This is a genomic window from Lysinibacillus sp. LK3 (assembly GCF_001043675.1).
GTDB classification, from domain to species: domain Bacteria; phylum Bacillota; class Bacilli; order Bacillales_A; family Planococcaceae; genus Lysinibacillus; species Lysinibacillus capsici.
Genome location: NZ_LDUJ01000018.1, coordinates 126,057 through 145,249, shown reverse-complemented (window position 1 = coordinate 145,249; position 19,193 = coordinate 126,057). Strand labels below are relative to the sequence as shown.

Genomic DNA, 19,193 nt, shown 5'->3' with positions numbered 1-19,193 from the left:
TCAGCCTATTTATTTCGTTGTATGAACGCTTCAAACTGTTCACGCGTCCATGTATTCACAATCATATCTTTCGGTAACCATGCTCTATTTGCATAGCGAACCCCAATATCCATAAAACGTAAATGTGCAATATCATGCGCATCTGTGTTGATGGCTACTGGTACACCTGCAGCGCATGCCATTTCTAAATGTTCTACACATAAATCGAGACGATACGGATTTGCATTTAACTCTAAAATTTTACCATATTCCTTTGCCCAGGCAATTAACTGTTTCATATCAGGATTATAACCATCGCGATCTTCAATAATTCGACCAGTCGGATGGGCAATCATATGAACATAGGGATTTTGCATAGCTGTTAGTAAACGTGCCATAATTTTATCTTGTGATTGTGTAAAACTAGAATGAATGGAAGCAATAACAAAATCGAGCTCTTTTAACACCTGATCTTCGAAATCAAGTGAGCCGTCTGGTAAAATATCCATCTCCGTCCCTTTAAATAAATGAAAATCTGGATGTGCTGCATTAAATGCCTCAATTTCTACACGTTGCTTTTCTAAACGCTCCGGTGTTAATCCATTTGCTACTTTTAGGAATTGCGAATGGTCTGTAATAACGCTATATTGATAGCCCCGTGCTAGTAACGCCTCGCCCATTTCTGCAACAGAGTATGCACCATCTGACCATGTTGTATGCATATGCAAATCAGCTTTAATATCCTCTAGTCGAACTAAGTTTTGAATTATGTTTGTTTTGTCAAATTCTGCTGTTCCTGTCCGTAAGCTAGGTGGAATCCAAGGTAGATCAAAATGAGCGAAAAATGCTGCCTCGTCTTGGAACGTCAAAACGGTACCATCTTCCTGTTCGACACCATATTCACTTATTTTTTCACCACGGGCTTTGGCAATTTGCCGCATACGAACATTATGATCTTTTGAACCTGTGAAATGATGCAACGCAGTCGCATATTCATTGTCTTTCACTAAACGGAAATCAACGCTAACTGGTTCATCTAAGTCTAAAATCACCGAAATTTTTGTATCCCCTGCCGCCACGACTTCTTGAATGGCCAAGCTATTTAACAAGTTTTCGCGTACTTCCTCAACTGCTTCTGTCACAACAATAAAATCAATATCTTTGCTAGTTTCTAATGCTCGACGGAAACTCCCAGCAACTGAAAACCGTTCTACTTCCTTCATACTACCTAGAAGCGCCTCAATTTGTAAAACCACAGGCTCAAGCTGCCAAATTGGTAGTCGTTCTGAACGATTTGCTAAATTGGCTAGCTCCTTTAAAATCTTCTCCTCAGTTTTTACAGCAAATCCAGCTAATTCACGTACTTTTCCTGCCTCACAAGCTGCCTTCAAGCTTTCTGCAGAGTCAATACCAAGCTCTTGGTGTAGTTTCGCAATTTTTTTTCCTCCCAAGCCAGGTAATTTTAGCAATGGCAGTAACCCTTTAGGTACAACCTCTTCTAACTCCTTTAACAAATTCGATTCACCTGTTAACATTAAGTCCTCTATTACAGCCGCAGTACCCTTGCCAATACCTTTGAGTTTTGTTACATCATCCATTTCGCTTAATGAACGCTCGTCCCCCTCTAGTGCTGCTGCAGCCTTTCGAAAGGCTGATACCTTGAATGGATTTTCTCCCTGTAGTTCCATATATAAAGCAATTTTTTCGAGTGTGCGAATAATTGTTTTTTTATTCATTGGTAATTCCTCCTATCGTAAAAACACTTCCCTCAAGACAGAGAGAAGTGCACAGTTACTATTGCATATAAATATACCACCAGTTTTGGAACATCTTTGTAATAATTGGTGTATGCTCCAACATAAGACCACTTAACAATGACTTCGACATTAAATTTTGTATGGCATCTACTGGTAATAAGGCGCACACATATAGCAAAATAAACATAATTAAATAGTTTTCAATCATGCCAAGTAACGCCCCAAGCCAACGATTCACTGTATTTAGCACCGGCAAATACGCGATAAAGTCAAATATCGATGCCACGATTTGCAACGTTATTTTTACTGCAAAGAAAATAACAGCAAAGGCAATTACCCGATAAAAGGTGCGGTCTAAATCTAGACTATCAATGACAACGCCAAGGCTACCTGTGTCAGTGACACCTGGATACGGAACCCAAAATACAAATTTTTGTGCTAATGGCTTATAATAAATATACGCAACAATTAGGGCTACTACAAAGCTGACAATATGCATCATCTGTACAATAAAACCTCGTTTTGCACCGACGCCTATACCAGCTAACAGTACCACTAATATGATTAAATCTAACATTCTCTTCAACCCTTTAACTTTTTCAATTCTTCTTCTAATTGCTCCATTCGTTCTTTTAATAGTAAATAATCATGAACTGTATTTACTGCTGTCAGAACAGCAAGTTTTGTGCTATCAAGTGAGGGATTATGTACGTTCATCTCGCGCATACGGTCATCAACAATCGAAGCAACAAGTCGCATATGGCCAATGGATTCAGAGCCGACCATTTTATATGTATGACCATATATTTCAACAGAAATTTTATTCTTTTCTTGTTTTTCCATAGTCGCACCCTCCTATAAATTCGATGCACACACGATTTTAGAGGCTTGTGAGCACCATCACACAAAAAAGCTATTTATTATCATACCATGAAAGGTATAAAATTGTGAACAACGAGGACAGAAAGGAACGATTAAATGGCAAATATTGTGCTTTCCATTTCAACAAATATTCAAAAAGAGGTGATGGCTTACTATGCATCGCACTTTATAGAACGAAAGGCTCCGGGAGTCATTTTTGCGGCAAAACTACCAGATACAGCCATAACTATGTATAAATCAGGCAAATTAATGTTTCAGGGGGGCGGTGCTGAACGTGAGGCAGCACGTTGGGGAACTGTTGAAAAAACTGGTACTCCACTCTCCACTATCGGGGCAAAAGGGGATGTACTGCCTAACAATTTCGCAACCATGTCTGTCTTAGGCTCAGACGAAACAGGCACAGGTGATTATTTTGGTCCAATCACTGTAGCAGCAGTATATGTACCTACTTCCAAAATCGAACTCATGAATGAGCTTGGCGTAAAAGATTCAAAAATGCTAACAGATGACTATATGAGGAAAATTGCACCTGATTTGCGTGCAGCCTGTGTCCATAGTGTTCTCGTCTTACGCAACGAGAAATATAACAACTTACAAGCGAAAGGCTATTCCCAAGGTAAAATGAAAGCCATGATGCATAACAAGGCACTACAAAACACACTATCAAAAATGGCACCTGAAAAACCTGAATTTATCTTAATCGACCAGTTTGCTGAACGTGGTGTCTATTACAATTATTTAAAAAATGAACGTGAACTTGTACAAGAGAATGTCTACTTTTCTACTAAAGCAGAACAATTACATGTAGCTGTGGCTACAGCATCTATTTTAGCTCGTGCTGCCTTTTTAAAGGAAATGGACCGTTTGAGTGACATTACAGGGCTTACATTAATGAAGGGCGCCTCTAACAAGGTAGATGTGCAAGCAGCCCGAATCTGGCGTAATCAGGGCGAAGAATTTCTACGCTCCATCACAAAATGGCATTTCGCCAACACTGATAAAGCACGGAAGATGAAGTAAATCATACTATTGGTTGCTTAAAAAAGCTTTTTTGGGGTTCCTGATGAGCGTGAGACGCATTAGGAACCTTTTTGAGCGCTTTCCTCATTTTTTGGATCATTCATTCTTCACCTTTTGGATCATCATCTTCACCATTCTCAAACAAAAAAAGACTGCCTCGTAAGACAGTCTTTTTTCATATATTAGCGTACTTCTGTGCCTGCAATCGTAGCAATGGCTTTTAACACTTTGTTATGTGCGGCCACTACTTCTTCGTCTGTTAAAGTACGTTCTGGATCAAAGTATGTGAGTGAGAAGGCAACCGATTTTTTACCTGCTTCCATTTTCTCCCCTTCGTAAACATCGAATACGCGGATATCTTTTAATAGTTTCACACCCGCTGCATCAATAGCTTCCATTACTTCGCCCGCTGTTGTTGTACGGTCCATTATAAGAGCGATATCGCGAGACATAGCTGGGAAACGAGGTACTGGTGTATAGGCAAGTGGTGCTTCTTGTGCCGTTGCACTTAATAGCGCCACTAAATTCATTTCCATTACATACGTGTCTTTTACACCCCATGCTTTTTGCTCTGCTGGGTGAAGTCCACCAATGATGCCGACTTGCTTGCCATCCAATAAAATGCTAGCCGTACGACCTGGATGTAAGCCATCCACTTGTGATTTCACAAATGTCATGCGATTTGCTAAGCCAAGTTTGCCAATGACACCTTCGATGATACCTTTTAGCACAAAGAAATCTACAGCTTTTTTCTCACCTTGCCAAGCATGGTCTAGCCATTTGCCAGTTAGTACTGCTGCCACATGCTCTTCCTCATATGGTTGCCCCTCATCTGATTGACCAAGGAACACGGAGCCAATTTCATATAAAGCCACGCCTTCAGCTTGACGTGCAACATTATAAGCCGCCGCTTCGATTAAATGTGGAATAAGGCTTTGACGTAATGTAGAACGCTCCTCACTCATTGGCATAAGCAAGCGAGTTACCGGCTCTGCTTTCAAAGCAAAACGTTGTGACAATGCATCCGACGTTAACGAATAAGTTACCGCTTGATATAGGCCAGCCCCTTCCATGTAATGACGAACAACACGTCGATTTGCTTGGTAAGGTGATAAATTACCTACTTGTGTTGCACCCTCTGGTAATGTCATTGGGATTTCATCATAACCATAAAGACGAGCAATTTCCTCCACGATATCCTCTTCAATTTTAATATCTTGGCGACGTGTTGGTGCATCAATAATTAATAAACCATTTGCTGCCTCTACACCAAATTTTAAACGCTCTAAAATAGAAAGCATATCTTCTAATGCAATCTTCATACCTAAACGTTCATTAATAAAATCTGGGGAAACGACTACTCGCGCTGGTGTTTTATCTAACTCATCTACTAAACATGTACCTTCTAATACTTCGCCTCCTGCTAATTCAGCAAGTAGAGCGGCAGCACGTTCAGCAGCTGGTAAGACACGATTTGGGTCTACCCCTTTTTCGAAACGAGCCGATGCATCTGAACGTAGGCCAAGATGACGAGACGTTTGACGCACTGTTAAACCATCAAAATAGGCTGACTCAATGACAACAGTCGTTGTTGAATCTGTTACCTCTGAATTAGCACCACCCATTACACCAGCAATGGCTACTGGCTCTTTGCCATTTGTAATGACTAAATCTGAAGCTTTTAATGTACGTTCTTGGTCATCTAATGTTGTAATTTTTTCACCTTCTGTTGCTTTACGAACAACGATTTCACCCGTTGCTAGACTATCATAGTCAAAAGCATGTAAAGGTTGACCATATTCCATTAATACATAGTTCGTTACATCTACGACATTATTGTGTGGACGTACTCCCGCAGCCATTAGACGATTTTGTAGCCACATTGGTGATTCACCGATTTTTACGTTTTTGACAACTTTTGCTACATACATAGGATTTGCTTGTAAATCTTCTACATGAAGCTTCAGGTAATCCTGTGCTTTTTCACTAGCAGTTTGATAGGAAATTTCTGGATATTTAATTTCCTCTGAAAGAATGGCACCTACTTCATACGCTACACCTAGCATTGAAAGGGCATCTGAGCGGTTTGGTGTTAGTCCTAGTTCTAACACTGTATCACGTAGGCCCAATATAGCCAGTGCATCTGTGCCTACTTCTGCATCTGCTGGTAGGACAAAGATACCTTCTGAGTATGCCTTAGGCACAAGCTTTCCTTCGATTCCAAGCTCTTGTAAGGAACAAATCATTCCGTTCGATTCATGACCGCGAAGTTTTGCTTTTTTGATTTTAATGCCACCTGGTAAATGTGCACCTGGACGAGCAACAATGACTTTTTGACCAGCATCAACATTCGGTGCACCACAAATTATTTGTTGAGGCTCTGCTTCGCCAACGTCAACTTGGCAAATATTTAACTTATCAGCCTCTGGATGTTTCTCCTTAGAAACTACATAACCAACTACAACTTTATCCATAGCATTAGCACGATCAATTACTGCATCTACTTCGATCCCAGAGCGTGTAATTTTTTCTGCTAATAGCTCAGGTGCTAAGTCCTGCGTATTGATATAATCTTTTAACCATTCTAATGATACTAACATGTTTTATCCCCCTTACGCTTCTGTTCGCTCGAATTGTGATAAGAAGCGAGTGTCACTTGTATAGAAATGACGAATATCGTCAACACCATATTTCAACATCGCAATACGTTCTGCACCAATACCAAATGCAAATCCAGAAACTTTCTTTGGATCATAGCCAGCCATTTCTAATACGTTTGGATGCACCATACCTGCTCCTAGAATCTCAATCCAGCCAGTGCCCTTACATACGTTACAGCCTGCTCCACCACATTTGAAACAAGAGATATCCATCTCTACTGATGGCTCAGTAAATGGGAAGAAGCTCGGACGTAGTCGAATTTCGCGGTCTGCACCAAACATTTTTTTCGCTAACGTATCTAATGTTCCTTTTAGGTCACTCATGCGAATATTTTCGCCAATGACTAAACCTTCAATTTGCATAAACTGATGTGAATGTGTTGCATCATCATTATCACGTCGGAATACTTTACCAGGACAAATTATGCGAATCGATTCACCTTTTTTGGCTTCCATCGTACGAGCCTGTACTGGTGAAGTATGGGTACGTAATAATATTTCCTCGGAAATATAGAACGAATCTTGCATATCACGAGCTGGATGACCTTTTGGTAAATTTAGTGCTTCAAAGTTATAGTAATCCTTCTCCACTTCTGGACCTTCAGCAATTTCATAGCCCATTCCAATAAATAAATCTTCAATTTCTTCAATGACACGTGTTAAAGGGTGACGGTTCCCCACTTTAATTTCACGACCTGGTAAAGTGACATCAATCGACTCACTCGCTAATTTTTCAGCAATGGCTGCCTCTTCCAACACGGTAATCTTTGTTTCTAATACTGCCGTTACATTTTCACGAACATTATTCACTAAAGCACCCATTTTCGGACGTTCTTCAGCTGATAATTTGCCCATCCCTTTTAGTAAATCAGTGATAGGTCCTTTTTTTCCTAAATACGCAACACGTACTTCATTCAATTCTTTTAAATTTGCAGCTGCTTCAATTTTAGCAAGTGCTTCTTGCTCTAATTGTTTTAATTGCTCTTCCATGTTAAAACCTCCTCAGAAAATAAATGCCTGCTTTTTAGGCATAAAAAAACTCGCCCCTAAAAAGGGACGAGGACATTTTCGCGGTACCACCCTAGTTATTGCAAAGCAAAGCCTTACAATCACTTCATTGACATAACGACTTGATAAAGCCGGCTTACCTTTACAGCAGTACACTGGTCCCGGTAGCTGCTCGCGGGCTGAATTCAAAACTGCATTGATACGGCGTTGGCTCTCAATCTCTGGCCTACGCTCCCTGTCGTCCATTCACAATCTTTACTACTTCCCGGTCAAAGCATTTATTATTTAAACATACATTTTAGAATAAATTATACAATAATGGACTGTAGCAAATCAAGAGACAACTGCCTCAATCCCACAATGAGCAATTAATTATTTGGCAAAGCCATATAAAACAATACCTGTTGCTACTGCGACGTTTAATGATTCGGCCTGTCCAAAAAGAGGAATGATCATATTTTGATCTGTCATCGCTAATAACTGAGGCTGAATGCCACTTCCTTCATTCCCCATAATAATCGCAAATGCACCCGTATGCTGAATATCACTATACGGCACCGCTTCCTCATCTAATGCAGTACCAAATACTGGTACACCTTGATCCTGTAATATATCTATCCATTCTGCTAAATCTCCACGCACTACCGGAATATGGAAATGCGAACCTTGAGCAGCACGTAGTGTTTTAGGATTATAAAGATCGGCACAGCCTTTTCCTAAAATTACAGCATCTAAACCTGCAGCATCTGCTGTACGAATCATTGTTCCAATGTTACCAGGATCTTGGACAGCATCAATTAATAACACTTTTCGCCAAGTAGTCATCACATTATCCTCTAAGACGGGCTGTTTACATACAGCAAAAACACCTTGGGAAGTTTCTGTCTCCGCAAATTCCTTCGCTACCGCAGTCGATACCTCTACAATAGCTATATCATCGATTGGCCATAACATTGGCAAATCGATACCTTCACGCACTATAATTTGTAATACTTGGTTTTTATTTTTTAATGCTTCTTCAACAAGATGAAAGCCCTCTACTAGGAATTCACCCGAACGTTCACGCTCTTTTCTTGTTGTCGCTAACTTTTTCCAATATTTCACTAACGCATTTTGCGTAGATTCAATTCTCTTCATCGCTACCTCTTACCGCCTTTTTCCTATATATTGACCACTATTATACCCTACGAAATAGCAAATTTCATAGCTAAGTAAGAAAACTGTTATTTTCCTGTGGTGGCAAGTGGCGTACAACTTAAACATGCTATAATCATACATATCTAACGAAGACACAAAGTGAGGTATATAAATGAAAAAAACAATACATGTAGTAGGGGCTATAATTGAAAATGAGCAACAAGAAATTTTCTGTGCTTTAAGAAACCCCCAAATGGTATTAGCAAATTATTGGGAATTCCCTGGCGGTAAAATAGAGCAGGGTGAAACACCAAAACAGGCACTTTCTCGAGAAATTCTTGAGGAATTTAACTGTACGATTCAAGTAGGTAAACAAGTGGCTGTAACACTCCATGAATACGAACAATTTTTCGTTCATTTAGAAACATACAAAGCTTCAATTATTAAAGGCACACCCCAAATTCTAGAACATGCTGAAGCAAGATGGGTTCCCCGCAACCAATTGCTTGACCTTCCATTTGCTCCAGCAGATCTTCCTTCTATTCAAAAATTAATGGCCGAATTGTAAAGGCTAGTCACTTTATCTCATGAAAATGAGTGACTTTGTTTCGTCCGTGCTCTTTCGATCCATACAATGCTTTATCTGCTTTTTTTATCAATGTCGTCTCTGTATCTTCTGAAGTTACTGTGGCAATTCCCATACTGATCGTAAGACTGCCTGTTGGCCAACCATCCTGCTCCACGGTGTGTCTAATTTTTTCGCCGATTTCTATTGCTGCAGGTATCTCGGTCTCAGGTAGGATGATAATAAACTCCTCCCCACCATAACGAGCGACGATATCTTCTAGACGTACTTGTATTTGTAATAGTTGTGCCAATTGTACGAGGACATCGTCTCCAACTTGATGACCATATGTATCATTGACCTTTTTGAAATGATCGATATCTAAAATGCATAACGAAAAAGTTTCTGCTGTCTCATGAAAATGATTAAAATGTTTTTCGAGTTGTTCCTGGAAAAATCTCCTGTTTTTCAAGCCGGTCAGTTTATCAGTCATTGATAATTCTACTAAAGCAGCATTCATTTCCAATAATTTCGCCTGCTGATGTTCTATTTCTACATGAATTTGCTCCAAATTAGCTAATGCACGATCCTTTTCTTGATAGGCAGCCTCAAGTAGTTTTTTGGCTGATCGTAATTCTTGTTCATAATCTATGCGCTTTTTCATCTTTACTAAAATACAATCAATGCGCTCTACCAAATCCTCTTTGTACAATTTGGCATTCATTAAAAACGGAACCGACATTCCGTCCTTCTGTTTGAGATGAATGAATAATTCCTCTACTTGCCCCTCTAGATTAATCATAGGATAAAAATAAGAGTGAAAAATCATCTTATTGGGCGTAGATAGAAGAATTTCTAGATGCATATGTAATAATTCCTCTTGCTCATAGCCGATCCAATCTAGCAGGGTTCGATTGATTTCTGAAATAAGCCCTTCATGTGTGATGGAAAGAAATCCACATGGTGCATTGTTGAGTCGTTTTTCCATTGTTGAAAATCCTTTCATTTTTCCCTACAAAAAATCTGCAATACATTGTATCGTTTCATTTGGGTGACTAATATGTGGATAATGACCTTTTGCTTCCATTAATTGTAACGTGCTATTTTTGAGATGCTGATGCAAATAATCTCCAACACTACTTGGCACAATACTATCTTCCGAGCATTGGATAATTAACGAAGGAACAGAGACCTTTGGTAATTCACTTCGATGATCAGATAAAAATGTGACCTCAGCAAATTCCTTTGCAATGATAGGGTCTGCTGCTATAAAGGTTTGCTTCAATTCCTGTGTTAATGCTGGCTGTTCAGGATTACTCATTGCAATAGGTGCCATATAGCTAGCCCAACCTGTAAAGTTCATTTCCATCATGTCTAGTAACTCTGCTATATCACTTCGCTCAAATCCCCCTCGATAACCATCATCATTTAAATAACAGGGAGAAGGACCAATCATAATCAATTTCTTAAAATAGTCAGGGTGCTGGATAGATGCGAGCAGTCCTATCATGGCGCTAATGGAGTGCCCTACAAAAATACTATTTTGTAATGATAGCGTTTCAATAATGTCCAATAAATCTTGTACATAGCCCTGTAACGATTGATATTTTTCTGATGAATAAGCATTTATATCTGAGTTACCTGAGCCTACATAATCGAATAATATAATCTTATATTTGTCCATAAATGCAGGCGTAATGAAACGCCACATATTTTGATCACAGCCAAATCCATGTGCAAAAATAAGCGGTTGGTCCCCTTGTCCGAGTATTGTTACATTATTACGAACAACAATATTTTCCATTCCAATCAATCCTTTTAGAAATATATGTAATAGTTTTATTGTGACCCCTTAAACAGTATTTATCAAGCTAAAACGTGAAAATCAAAAAGGAGCAGGAGTGCCGCTTCACCTGCTCCATTCTCCAGCTACAACCACTTCCTAATAGGTGGGATACTCTGCTGAAATTGAAATACATTATACGGATCATATTTTGTTTTCACTTCACGAAGCCTTCTAAAATTACGTCCGTAATAGGCTGTATGCCAGTCCTTAATATATCGATCTGGAAAATTCACATAATCACCAGACGTATAAGGTGATAAAGCTTGACGTAAATTTTCTACCCACTTAATATTTTGTTCTTCCTCTTTCGGTTTTTTCCAGGAAGTATTATATTCTTGAGCTATTATCGCATTGCGATAGTAATAGGCTGTATGCTGGGGAGCAATTTCACCTACTGCTCCTCTTAAAGACTGTTGCCATATTGTTGTATTTGAATTAGGTGCATGGGCTAAAAATTCTTTCATCCTCTGAATCGCCTTATATGGAAACGGTCTCTCCAAAAATGACCCTGATCTTTTTCGATACGCAGGCTGATTACCGCTTGGTAAATCAAAAAATTCTATTGCCTTGCTATATGGCACTTCCTTTATCCAAATACTTGTTGGCAAGCCTGTTTTTCTAAGAGGGCGAAGCAATTTCTTTAATTCAGCTGCTGTTCCTATAAACTCACCTTGTGCGACTATCTCACCTACTTCCTTTGTTTTTAGCTCAATCTGTGAGGTTAGACGCTTATCTGTATAGGGAGCCCATTTTTGCCATGCATCAAAGGCCACTTCAAAGTCATCCCATCCCCATGTAATAGAGAACAGTGATACCTCATTAATCGCATGAAGCTTGAATGTCAAAGAAGTGACTATACCAAAATTGCCTCCTCCTCCACCACGACTTGCCCAAAACAAATCATGATGTTGTTGCTTATTCGCTCTAATTACCTGAGCACCCTCATGTTCACTAGCTACCACCGTTTCGATTTCAATAAGATTGTCACAAGTTAATCCAAATGGTCGTGATAGCATCCCAATCCCACCACCAAGGGTCAAACCGACCACCCCAACACTACTTTCTGTACCAGCAGGAATGGTAACACCTTGCTCCCATAATGTACGGTATACGTTTCCCATATTAGCTCCAGCATCAATCCTAGCCGTCATTTCTGAGAGATTTACCGAAATATCATTCATATCACTTACATCAATGACAAGCCCTTTATTTACTAAAGAAAAATTTTCATAGCTATGACGACCACTTCGAATTCTGAAAGGCTCATTGTTTTCTCTAGCCCATTTTAAGGCATTAACCACATCTTTCGTTTTTTGACAAAACACAATGACACTCGGATATTTGGGATTATTTAAATTATTATTCGTTCTCGCTTGTTCATAATCCGAATCTTCAGGCGTGACGATTCTTCCTGTGAGCTTCGCCTTTTTCAACATCAAGCCCCTTTCTCACAATGATACTTATCCTATGCAACTCATTGAGAAAGAATTTAAAATTTCAGCTTTTTTCTAGAATCACACTAAAATACTCTTTTTCACACTTGAAACATATGATGCACTAATAACAACAACGTGTTGGAGGTGTTCTATGCTTATCCATGTGGTAAGTGCTGGCGAAACACTGTGGCAAATCGCTAATCGTTATGCTGTACCCGTTCAATCTATTAGCCAATTAAATGCATTAGCTACTCCTGATCAATTAGCCATCGGACAATCACTGGTTATCCCTTCTCCTTATACAATTTATACCGTTCAAAAAGGAGATACGTTATGGTCAATCGCACAGAAATTTAGCGTTCCCTTGCAATCTATCATAATAGAAAATCATCTAACGAATCCCGATCAATTAACACCAGGAACGAAATTAATTATTCCACCCATTGTTCATATCGTGCAGCCAGGAGAAACTTTATGGCAAATAGCACAGCGCTATGGTACGACCGTTCAAGCCATTGCTATAGAAAATAAACTAAACAATCCCAATATGCTTTATGTTGGTTCACAATTGATGATTCCAAGAAAATTACCAACGATTGAAGTCAATGCTTATTCCTACCAACCTTCAGATGAAGCTGTAGACTCCATTAATGCTATTGGTCATCTACTAACTTATTTTAGTCCTTTTGCTTATAAGATGAAGGAAGATGGGACATTACAACCCATTAATGATGAAAATATGATAGCGGCAGCAAAGGCTAAACATATTATCCCTATGTTAACGCTCACTAATTTTACTTCTACAGAAGAAGGCTCTAATTTAGCACATGTCGTCTTGTCCAGTCCAGAGTTAAGTAAAAAGGTCATGAATAATGTATTACAGGTGATGCAAGATAAAGGTTATCAAGTATTAAATATTGATTTTGAAAATGTTTTACCTGCTGATCGCGAAAATTTCAATGCCTTTATTCAATTGGCTGTGGATACCCTTCATCCAAAAGGCTATTTAGTTTCAACAGCGCTCGCACCTAAAACAAGTGCTTCACAAACTGGGACATTATATGAAGCGCATGATTACGAAGCACATGGGAGAATAGCAGATTTTGTTGTATTAATGACATATGAATGGGGCTATCGTCTTGGCCCTCCACAAGCTATTTCCCCGATTAATGAAATGCGAAGAGTCGTGGAGTATGCTTTAACTGAAATACCAGCTGATAAAATCTTATTGGGTTTTGAGTTGTATGCGCGTGATTGGCTCTTGCCTCATGTCAAAGGCCAAGAAGCCGAAACGTTTAGCCCGCAGGAAGCGCTCAATAGGGCCATCAAGTACGAGGCAACAATCCAATATGATCCAACGGCACAATCTCCTTTTTATCGATATGTTGATGAGCAAGGAAGGCAACACGAGGTATGGTTTGAAGATGCGAGAAGTGCACAAGCCAAATTTGACATGACTAAACATTACAACTTACGTGGCATTAGTTATTGGGCATTAGGATTCCCGTTTCCTCAAAATTGGGTTTTATTAAACGATAATTTTTCTGTTAAAAAATCTTAATACTCATTATTGTTCGCAATAAACAAAGAGCTATGCGAATTTTTCCTTGTAAAGTGCGATCTGTGCTGACGGGATAAAAAGTTCATTTCAAAGCCATATTAATTTATATCAACAGGAAAGGAGCAACTCACATGGGAAGAGACAATAAACAAGGTCAAAGCAATAATAAAGGCTCATTACCTCAAACGCCAAAAAACCAAAAGATTGCACCAAACAAGGTGAGTGAGGAATTTTCTCAAGAGTTTATGGAGCTAATTAACACAGTCACGCAAAATAAGAATAAGCAGAAAAAATAAGGGGGGCTTCAGTTGGATTTTCAACGTGCACAAGAAATTGTCGCCTCACCTTTAGAATTTGAAGTGAGCTATAATGGTGTTTCCATCTGGATCGATCAGCTCCACGATGATGAAAAAACAGCGACAGTTCACCTACGCCGTTCTTTAGAAGAGCGATCTGAAGTAGCTATATCCGAATTAAAAGAAGAATATCTCGTTCACTAAACAGCAAGAACCTGCTTACTCAATAGCAATAAGCAGGTTCTTTTTTTAAATACTATAATCTTCAATATATTGAAGTTGTGTTAATACTTCCTCCACACGATGATGTAAATCTTTATAGGTTTCCGTAATTTGCTGTGGGGATATTGGCTTACTGAATAGATAGCCCTGAATATAATCACAGCCACCATCTATTAGAAAAGATAATTGCTCCACTTCTTCAATGCCCTCTGCCACAACCTTCAAACGTAAATGTTTAGCCATCGAAATAATCATGGAAACAAGTGCTTCATCATTCGGATTATGTGGCACGTTTCTCACAAATGTTCGGTCAATTTTTAAACAATCAATTGGGAATTCCTTTAAATAAGATAGAGAGGAATAACCTGTTCCAAAATCATCTACAGCAATTTGGATGCCTAATGCCTTTAACTCATGTAATAGCTGTGTCATTTGATCAATATTCATCGTCATACTTTCTGTAATTTCTAATTGTAAAAATGACGGATCTAAATTGGTACGATGTAAAATATCTTGTACCATTTCTACTAAATCCTGTTGAAATAACTGGCCAAGTGATAAATTCACTGCCACTTTCATCGGAGGTAAGCCTAGTTTCTCCCATATTTTCGCTTGAGTGCATGCGTTTTCTAAAATCCATTTACCTAGCGGGATAATAAGGCCACATTCTTCAGCAATAGGAATAAAGACATCAGGTGGAACAAATCCCCGAGTTGGATGACGCCAGCGAACCAAAGCTTCGACCGATTCAATGGTGCCTGTTTTTAAGTTGACCTGTGGTTGATAGTCTAAATAAAATTCATTATTGGCTAACGCATTATGTAAGTCTTGCTCTAACAATATTCGATCTGCAATACCTTTAGACATGTATGGTTTATAAAAAAGAAATCTTTGAGGTATTTGTCTAGCTTCTCGCATCGCTAACTGTGCATGCATTAATAGCTCTTCACCAGTCCATTGCTCCTCATAAAGAGCAATCCCAATATTTAGACTGCCATTCAATGAAAATAATTGGACCTGTAAAGGATCTGCCATGGCACTTTTAAGATTTAAGCAAAATTGTAGTAGTTCCTCAATCGTCTTTACATGGTCAATATAAATAACAAATTGTCCTTCACGCAGTTTAGTTGCAAAATAATGTGGAGGTACAATCGATTGAATTCGCTCTGCAACAAGTTTCATCATTTTATTAGAGTTACTAATCCCAATGGACGAACGAATCGCCGCAAAGCGATCAATTTCTATGGCAATGATAGCCTTTTGCGCTTTATGTTCATGTAAATTTTCTTTTAACGTCTTAAGTAAAAAATGTTCATTTGGCAACAATGTAATATCATCATGATAAGCTTGAAATCGAAGCTCCTGTTGAGATTGTTCAAGATCCTTTTTTATTTTCAACAGCTGCTGAAAGGGTTTTTCCACAGATGTATAATAAATCGCCTTTAGGAAAAAATAGAATGCTAAAAACTGATAGATCAGTGCTGAGAAATCCCATATCGCATTTTGATCTTGACTAACAATAAAGAAGACATCACTCACAATAAGGGAAATAGCTGCGCTAATTAGCCACATGGAACGCTTTGGTAATTTTTTTACATATGTACTAACAATAGCAATGGTTAAAATTTGAAGAATAATAGCAATTAAGTGTACCATATTATCAATCGTATCTAACCAATTTTTAGGCAATACTTTGGGCGAATAATAAGCCAGAAAAACGCTTCCTAGAACGAAAAGCATCGAACAACCATATGTCAGTATCCGATGATTCATGGTTAATCGCTTTTTAGGGTTTAAAATAATAAGTATAAATCCAATGGCTAAGTATAAACGTATTAATATATGTAGGGGCTCGTTCATAAAGTTCCATTCTCTAGATTGGCTAAAAAACAAGCTAACTAATTCTAATAAGGCAATAATGAAAAACATGTTTCCTATGTATAAAGTTTGATTGGATAATAAGTGTGAAAATACTAAATAGGATTGGATCGCAATTGCCATTGTAAAAACAATGATTAATATTTGTATCACCAATTTTATATCTTGATACATGTTACCTTGGAAAACACCATATATTTGATTGCTAAAGCTCAGTAATGGTATGACAAGTAATAAGGGTAATACCATGTACCAAATTTCTTTTTTCTCTATCTGATTAAACCATCTCTCCACTCCAAACCCTCCATACTACTATATAAACATTCACTAGGAAATTTTATCTATCTATATCGATTATTTAAATTTGAATTGTATATTTCTTTGACTTCTTACAAATCATAACACTTTTATCGGAATTTGTATGCACCTATGTGAAGTATGCTAATATTCATTTTATTTCAATATTAGCATACTTTTGATATTTTTAGTTCTTTATTCCACCCTGGAAAGTTGATGTTTCAATCTCTGGATGATTCTACCTCTTCTTTTTTTAATAGCAACAGCGGATAAGCCTAATGCATTAGCTATTTCTTGATCACTGTAACCTTCTACATAATAAAGTAGTAATATTTCTCTTTCTATCTGCTTAAGCTGAGACAACTTAATTTCAAGTAAGCTAGGATTTTTTTGATTGTCCCATCCCTCCAAGTCACTAAGAATAAAATTGAGTGTTTCACCATCAACAACCGTTATTCGCTCTGAATAGTTTTTTTCCTTTGATAATTCATTTAGAATCTCACCTTTTATCGAAGAATAAAGATAAGCAGAAAATTGTCCCTTTGCTGGATCTGCTTTTAGCCATGCCCTCCATACCGCAATAGAAGCAATATGACGATAGTAATCAAAATCCTTGTAAATATGAAGCTGCGTAAAAATGGCTGTAATCATTGGTTGCACAGCCTCTAAAATTTCTTCAAAAGATTGTGTTAATGAAAGCTTGTGATTGTTGCGAATGGACATACCACTCTTCCTGTCAACTGTGCACAGTTTAATATTCCTAGGTAACACAATCTTAGACTGTCATGTTGTTTGAGAGCTAATGCCCATTTTCAACATTTCAGCGCGCAGAAAGAATAAAATGCCTGGCATATTTAGTCATAATTCCTCCAAAGTTATTGCAAAAATTATCTATTTTCTTTGGTATTTCATACATATTTAAACGATAGTTGGACAAATTACTACTAAGGAGGCGATATAGATGAATTTTCAAATAAGAGATGCAATTACAGCGAATGTACATGGTCAATCTGCCGCAGAATTCAAAGACATTGTGGAAGATGCTATTAATCGTGGAGAAGAGCATTTACTACCAGGGCTTGGGGTGTTTTTTGAAAAATGGTGGAAGCAATCCAGTCCATCAGAACAAGATGAATTTGTTCAAAAACTAGAAAAAGTATTTGCTAACTGATTTTTAATGAACTGTGCATTCCATTTCCAATAAATGCGTGATAAAGTTTTACTTATCAGAAAATTTGGAGGGATTGGAATGACTGTTGCAGTAGAATTACTTGTCAATCAACTCAAACAGGTTTTATTAGAAGAACAAGTGTCAACAAACGAAACGGTACGACAGCTACATGGAAAGGATGAATCTCATCATATGATGAGTTTACCTGATATCGTTGTCTTTCCCCGTTCCACAGCTGATGTCAGTGCCATCTTAAAAATTGCACATGCACAACGTGTACCAGTTGTACCATTCGGTGTTGGCTCCAGCTTAGAAGGAAACGCGATTCCTATTGCACATGGTATTTCTATTGATTTCTCTGAAATGAATAAGATTTTAGAAGTTCGACCTGACGACCTTCTTGTAAAAGTTCAGCCTGGCGTCACGCGCTCTCAACTGAATAAGGAGTTAAAAAAACACGGTCTACAATTCACAGTGGATCCAGGTGCAGATGCAACACTAGGTGGCATGGCTGCGACAAATGCTAGTGGTACGACTGCTGTGCGTTACGGTGTTATGCGTGATCAGGTTCGTGATTTAGAGGTTGTCCTTGCAGATGGCTCTGTCATCCATACAGGTAATTTAGCCGCGAAATCCTCTTCTGGTTATCATTTAAATGGTCTATTTGTCGGCTCTGAAGGAACACTTGGCTGCTTTACGGAGTTAACGTTAAAAGTGTATGGTATACCTGAATTTGTGACAGCGGGGCGAGCTGTTTTTGACACAGTTGGAGATGCTGTTAGTGCTGTTACCGCCTTATTACAGGCTGGTATTTCAATTGGTCGAGTGGAATTGGTCGATGAATCCTCTATGAAGCAGGCCAATGTCTATAACGATACATCCTTTAGCGAAAAACCAACATTGTTTTTAGAATTCCACGGAAACGAAGCGGGTATGCATGCGGACATCGCATTTGCTACAGAAATTTTTGAGGACTACAGCTGTCTATCCGTCGAATTCGAGCAAGATAATGCTGCTCGTAATAAGCTTTGGGAAGCACGACATTCTTTAGCCTATGCATATATTCATGCTTATCCTGGTAAGAAGCTCATGTCAACGGATGTCTGTGTACCAATCTCTGTGCTTGCTGAAACCATTTTATATGCACGAGAACAGCTTGATCATGTTGGACTCGCAGGTGGGCTTGTGGGCCACGTGGGCGATGGAAATTTCCATGCACTTTTAATGTTAAATCCAAATGACGCCGAGGAGCAGGCAAAAGCGGATCGATTCAATGAACAAATCGTGCAATATGCATTACTTCGAGGTGGCACATGTACGGGCGAGCATGGTGTTGGCATTGGCAAAATGAAATACCAAGCCACTGAACACGGTACCTCTTTAGTCGTCATGAAAAGCATAAAAGCAGCGCTTGATCCACTTAACATTATGAATCCTGGAAAGATTTTCACACTATAATTAACATTAAAACCCGCTGA

The 19,193-nt window shown here is 38.6% G+C and carries 18 protein-coding genes; 7 read left to right on the top strand and 11 right to left on the bottom strand.

Translation table 11 applies throughout. The features are described 5' to 3' along the window. Positions 1-5: 5 nt before the first annotated feature. From polX to zapA, 3 genes are read right to left on the bottom strand one after another with little or no spacing between them, the layout of a single operon-like run. Positions 6-1,715, bottom strand: coding sequence for a DNA polymerase/3'-5' exonuclease PolX (gene polX / locus VK91_RS14095; RefSeq protein WP_048393662.1), 1,710 nt, complete (start codon positions 1,713-1,715; stop codon positions 6-8). A gap of 58 nt (positions 1,716-1,773) precedes the next feature. Then, a complete protein-coding gene (locus VK91_RS14090) occupies positions 1,774-2,313 on the bottom strand; it encodes a CvpA family protein (RefSeq protein WP_004226395.1) in 540 nt (179 codons plus the stop codon). Between the two features lie 5 nt (positions 2,314-2,318). After that, the gene (zapA, locus tag VK91_RS14085; RefSeq protein ID WP_016991554.1) at positions 2,319-2,579 is read right to left on the bottom strand and encodes a cell division protein ZapA; all 261 of its coding nucleotides are present in this window, start codon (positions 2,577-2,579) and stop codon (positions 2,319-2,321) included. Positions 2,580-2,714: 135 nt separating this feature from the next. Here zapA and rnhC point away from each other — a divergent pair, with 135 nt between their 5' ends. Beyond that, positions 2,715-3,638: a ribonuclease HIII gene (gene rnhC, locus VK91_RS14080; RefSeq protein ID WP_048393660.1), complete on the top strand. Its 924-nt coding sequence runs from the start codon at positions 2,715-2,717 to the stop codon at positions 3,636-3,638. 182 nt (positions 3,639-3,820) lie between these two features. On the opposite strand, the gene pheT is transcribed toward rnhC, so the two are convergent. The 3 genes from pheT to VK91_RS14065 all read right to left on the bottom strand — a co-directional run bounded on the left by pheT (position 3,821) and on the right by VK91_RS14065 (position 8,443). Next, positions 3,821-6,238, bottom strand: coding sequence for a phenylalanine--tRNA ligase subunit beta (pheT, locus tag VK91_RS14075; RefSeq protein ID WP_048393658.1), 2,418 nt, complete (start codon positions 6,236-6,238; stop codon positions 3,821-3,823). A gap of 12 nt (positions 6,239-6,250) precedes the next feature. Further along, entirely contained in the window at positions 6,251-7,288 is a 1,038-nt protein-coding gene (pheS, locus tag VK91_RS14070; protein WP_004226385.1) for a phenylalanine--tRNA ligase subunit alpha, read from the bottom strand. 390 nt (positions 7,289-7,678) lie between these two features. Continuing rightward, on the bottom strand, positions 7,679-8,443 hold the full coding sequence (locus VK91_RS14065; RefSeq protein ID WP_048393656.1) for an RNA methyltransferase: 765 nt from the start codon (positions 8,441-8,443) through the stop codon (positions 7,679-7,681). Positions 8,444-8,615: 172 nt separating this feature from the next. Here VK91_RS14065 and VK91_RS14060 point away from each other — a divergent pair, with 172 nt between their 5' ends. Continuing rightward, on the top strand, positions 8,616-9,011 hold the full coding sequence (locus tag VK91_RS14060; protein ID WP_048393654.1) for a (deoxy)nucleoside triphosphate pyrophosphohydrolase: 396 nt from the start codon (positions 8,616-8,618) through the stop codon (positions 9,009-9,011). Between the two features lie 7 nt (positions 9,012-9,018). Here VK91_RS14060 and VK91_RS14055 read toward each other — a convergent pair whose 3' ends face one another. From VK91_RS14055 to VK91_RS14045, 3 genes are all read right to left on the bottom strand, one after another. Beyond that, positions 9,019-9,996: a sensor domain-containing diguanylate cyclase gene (locus tag VK91_RS14055; RefSeq protein WP_048393652.1), complete on the bottom strand. Its 978-nt coding sequence runs from the start codon at positions 9,994-9,996 to the stop codon at positions 9,019-9,021. A gap of 24 nt (positions 9,997-10,020) precedes the next feature. Then, complete coding sequence (locus tag VK91_RS14050) at positions 10,021-10,812, bottom strand: alpha/beta fold hydrolase (protein WP_048393651.1); 792 nt, start codon at positions 10,810-10,812, stop codon at positions 10,021-10,023. 125 nt (positions 10,813-10,937) lie between these two features. After that, complete coding sequence (locus VK91_RS14045) at positions 10,938-12,287, bottom strand: FAD-binding oxidoreductase (RefSeq protein ID WP_048393649.1); 1,350 nt, start codon at positions 12,285-12,287, stop codon at positions 10,938-10,940. Positions 12,288-12,441: 154 nt separating this feature from the next. Between VK91_RS14045 and VK91_RS14040 the strand changes: the two genes are divergently transcribed. The 3 genes from VK91_RS14040 (at position 12,442) to VK91_RS14035 (ending at position 14,351) form a co-directional block, all read left to right on the top strand. Further along, positions 12,442-13,851, top strand: coding sequence for a LysM peptidoglycan-binding domain-containing protein (locus VK91_RS14040; RefSeq protein ID WP_048393646.1), 1,410 nt, complete (start codon positions 12,442-12,444; stop codon positions 13,849-13,851). Between the two features lie 131 nt (positions 13,852-13,982). Next, entirely contained in the window at positions 13,983-14,147 is a 165-nt protein-coding gene (locus VK91_RS22735) for a YfhD family protein (RefSeq protein WP_004226371.1), read from the top strand. A 12-nt stretch (positions 14,148-14,159) separates the two neighbouring features. Then, positions 14,160-14,351, top strand: coding sequence for an H-type small acid-soluble spore protein (locus VK91_RS14035; protein WP_004226369.1), 192 nt, complete (start codon positions 14,160-14,162; stop codon positions 14,349-14,351). Between the two features lie 45 nt (positions 14,352-14,396). On the opposite strand, the gene VK91_RS14030 is transcribed toward VK91_RS14035, so the two are convergent. Both VK91_RS14030 and VK91_RS14025 read right to left on the bottom strand, forming a co-directional pair. Further along, entirely contained in the window at positions 14,397-16,541 is a 2,145-nt protein-coding gene (locus VK91_RS14030; RefSeq protein ID WP_231595665.1) for an EAL domain-containing protein, read from the bottom strand. A gap of 198 nt (positions 16,542-16,739) precedes the next feature. After that, positions 16,740-17,267 carry an RNA polymerase sigma factor gene (locus VK91_RS14025; protein ID WP_048393644.1) on the bottom strand — a complete coding sequence of 176 codons (528 nt, stop codon included), beginning with the start codon at positions 17,265-17,267 and terminating at the stop codon, positions 16,740-16,742. A 238-nt stretch (positions 17,268-17,505) separates the two neighbouring features. Here VK91_RS14025 and sspI point away from each other — a divergent pair, with 238 nt between their 5' ends. Together sspI and VK91_RS14015 are read left to right on the top strand one after the other, a co-directional pair. Continuing rightward, complete coding sequence (gene sspI / locus VK91_RS14020; protein ID WP_004226361.1) at positions 17,506-17,715, top strand: small acid-soluble spore protein SspI; 210 nt, start codon at positions 17,506-17,508, stop codon at positions 17,713-17,715. A gap of 78 nt (positions 17,716-17,793) precedes the next feature. Continuing rightward, on the top strand, positions 17,794-19,173 hold the full coding sequence (locus tag VK91_RS14015) for an FAD-binding oxidoreductase (protein ID WP_048393641.1): 1,380 nt from the start codon (positions 17,794-17,796) through the stop codon (positions 19,171-19,173). Positions 19,174-19,193: the final 20 nt, after the last annotated feature.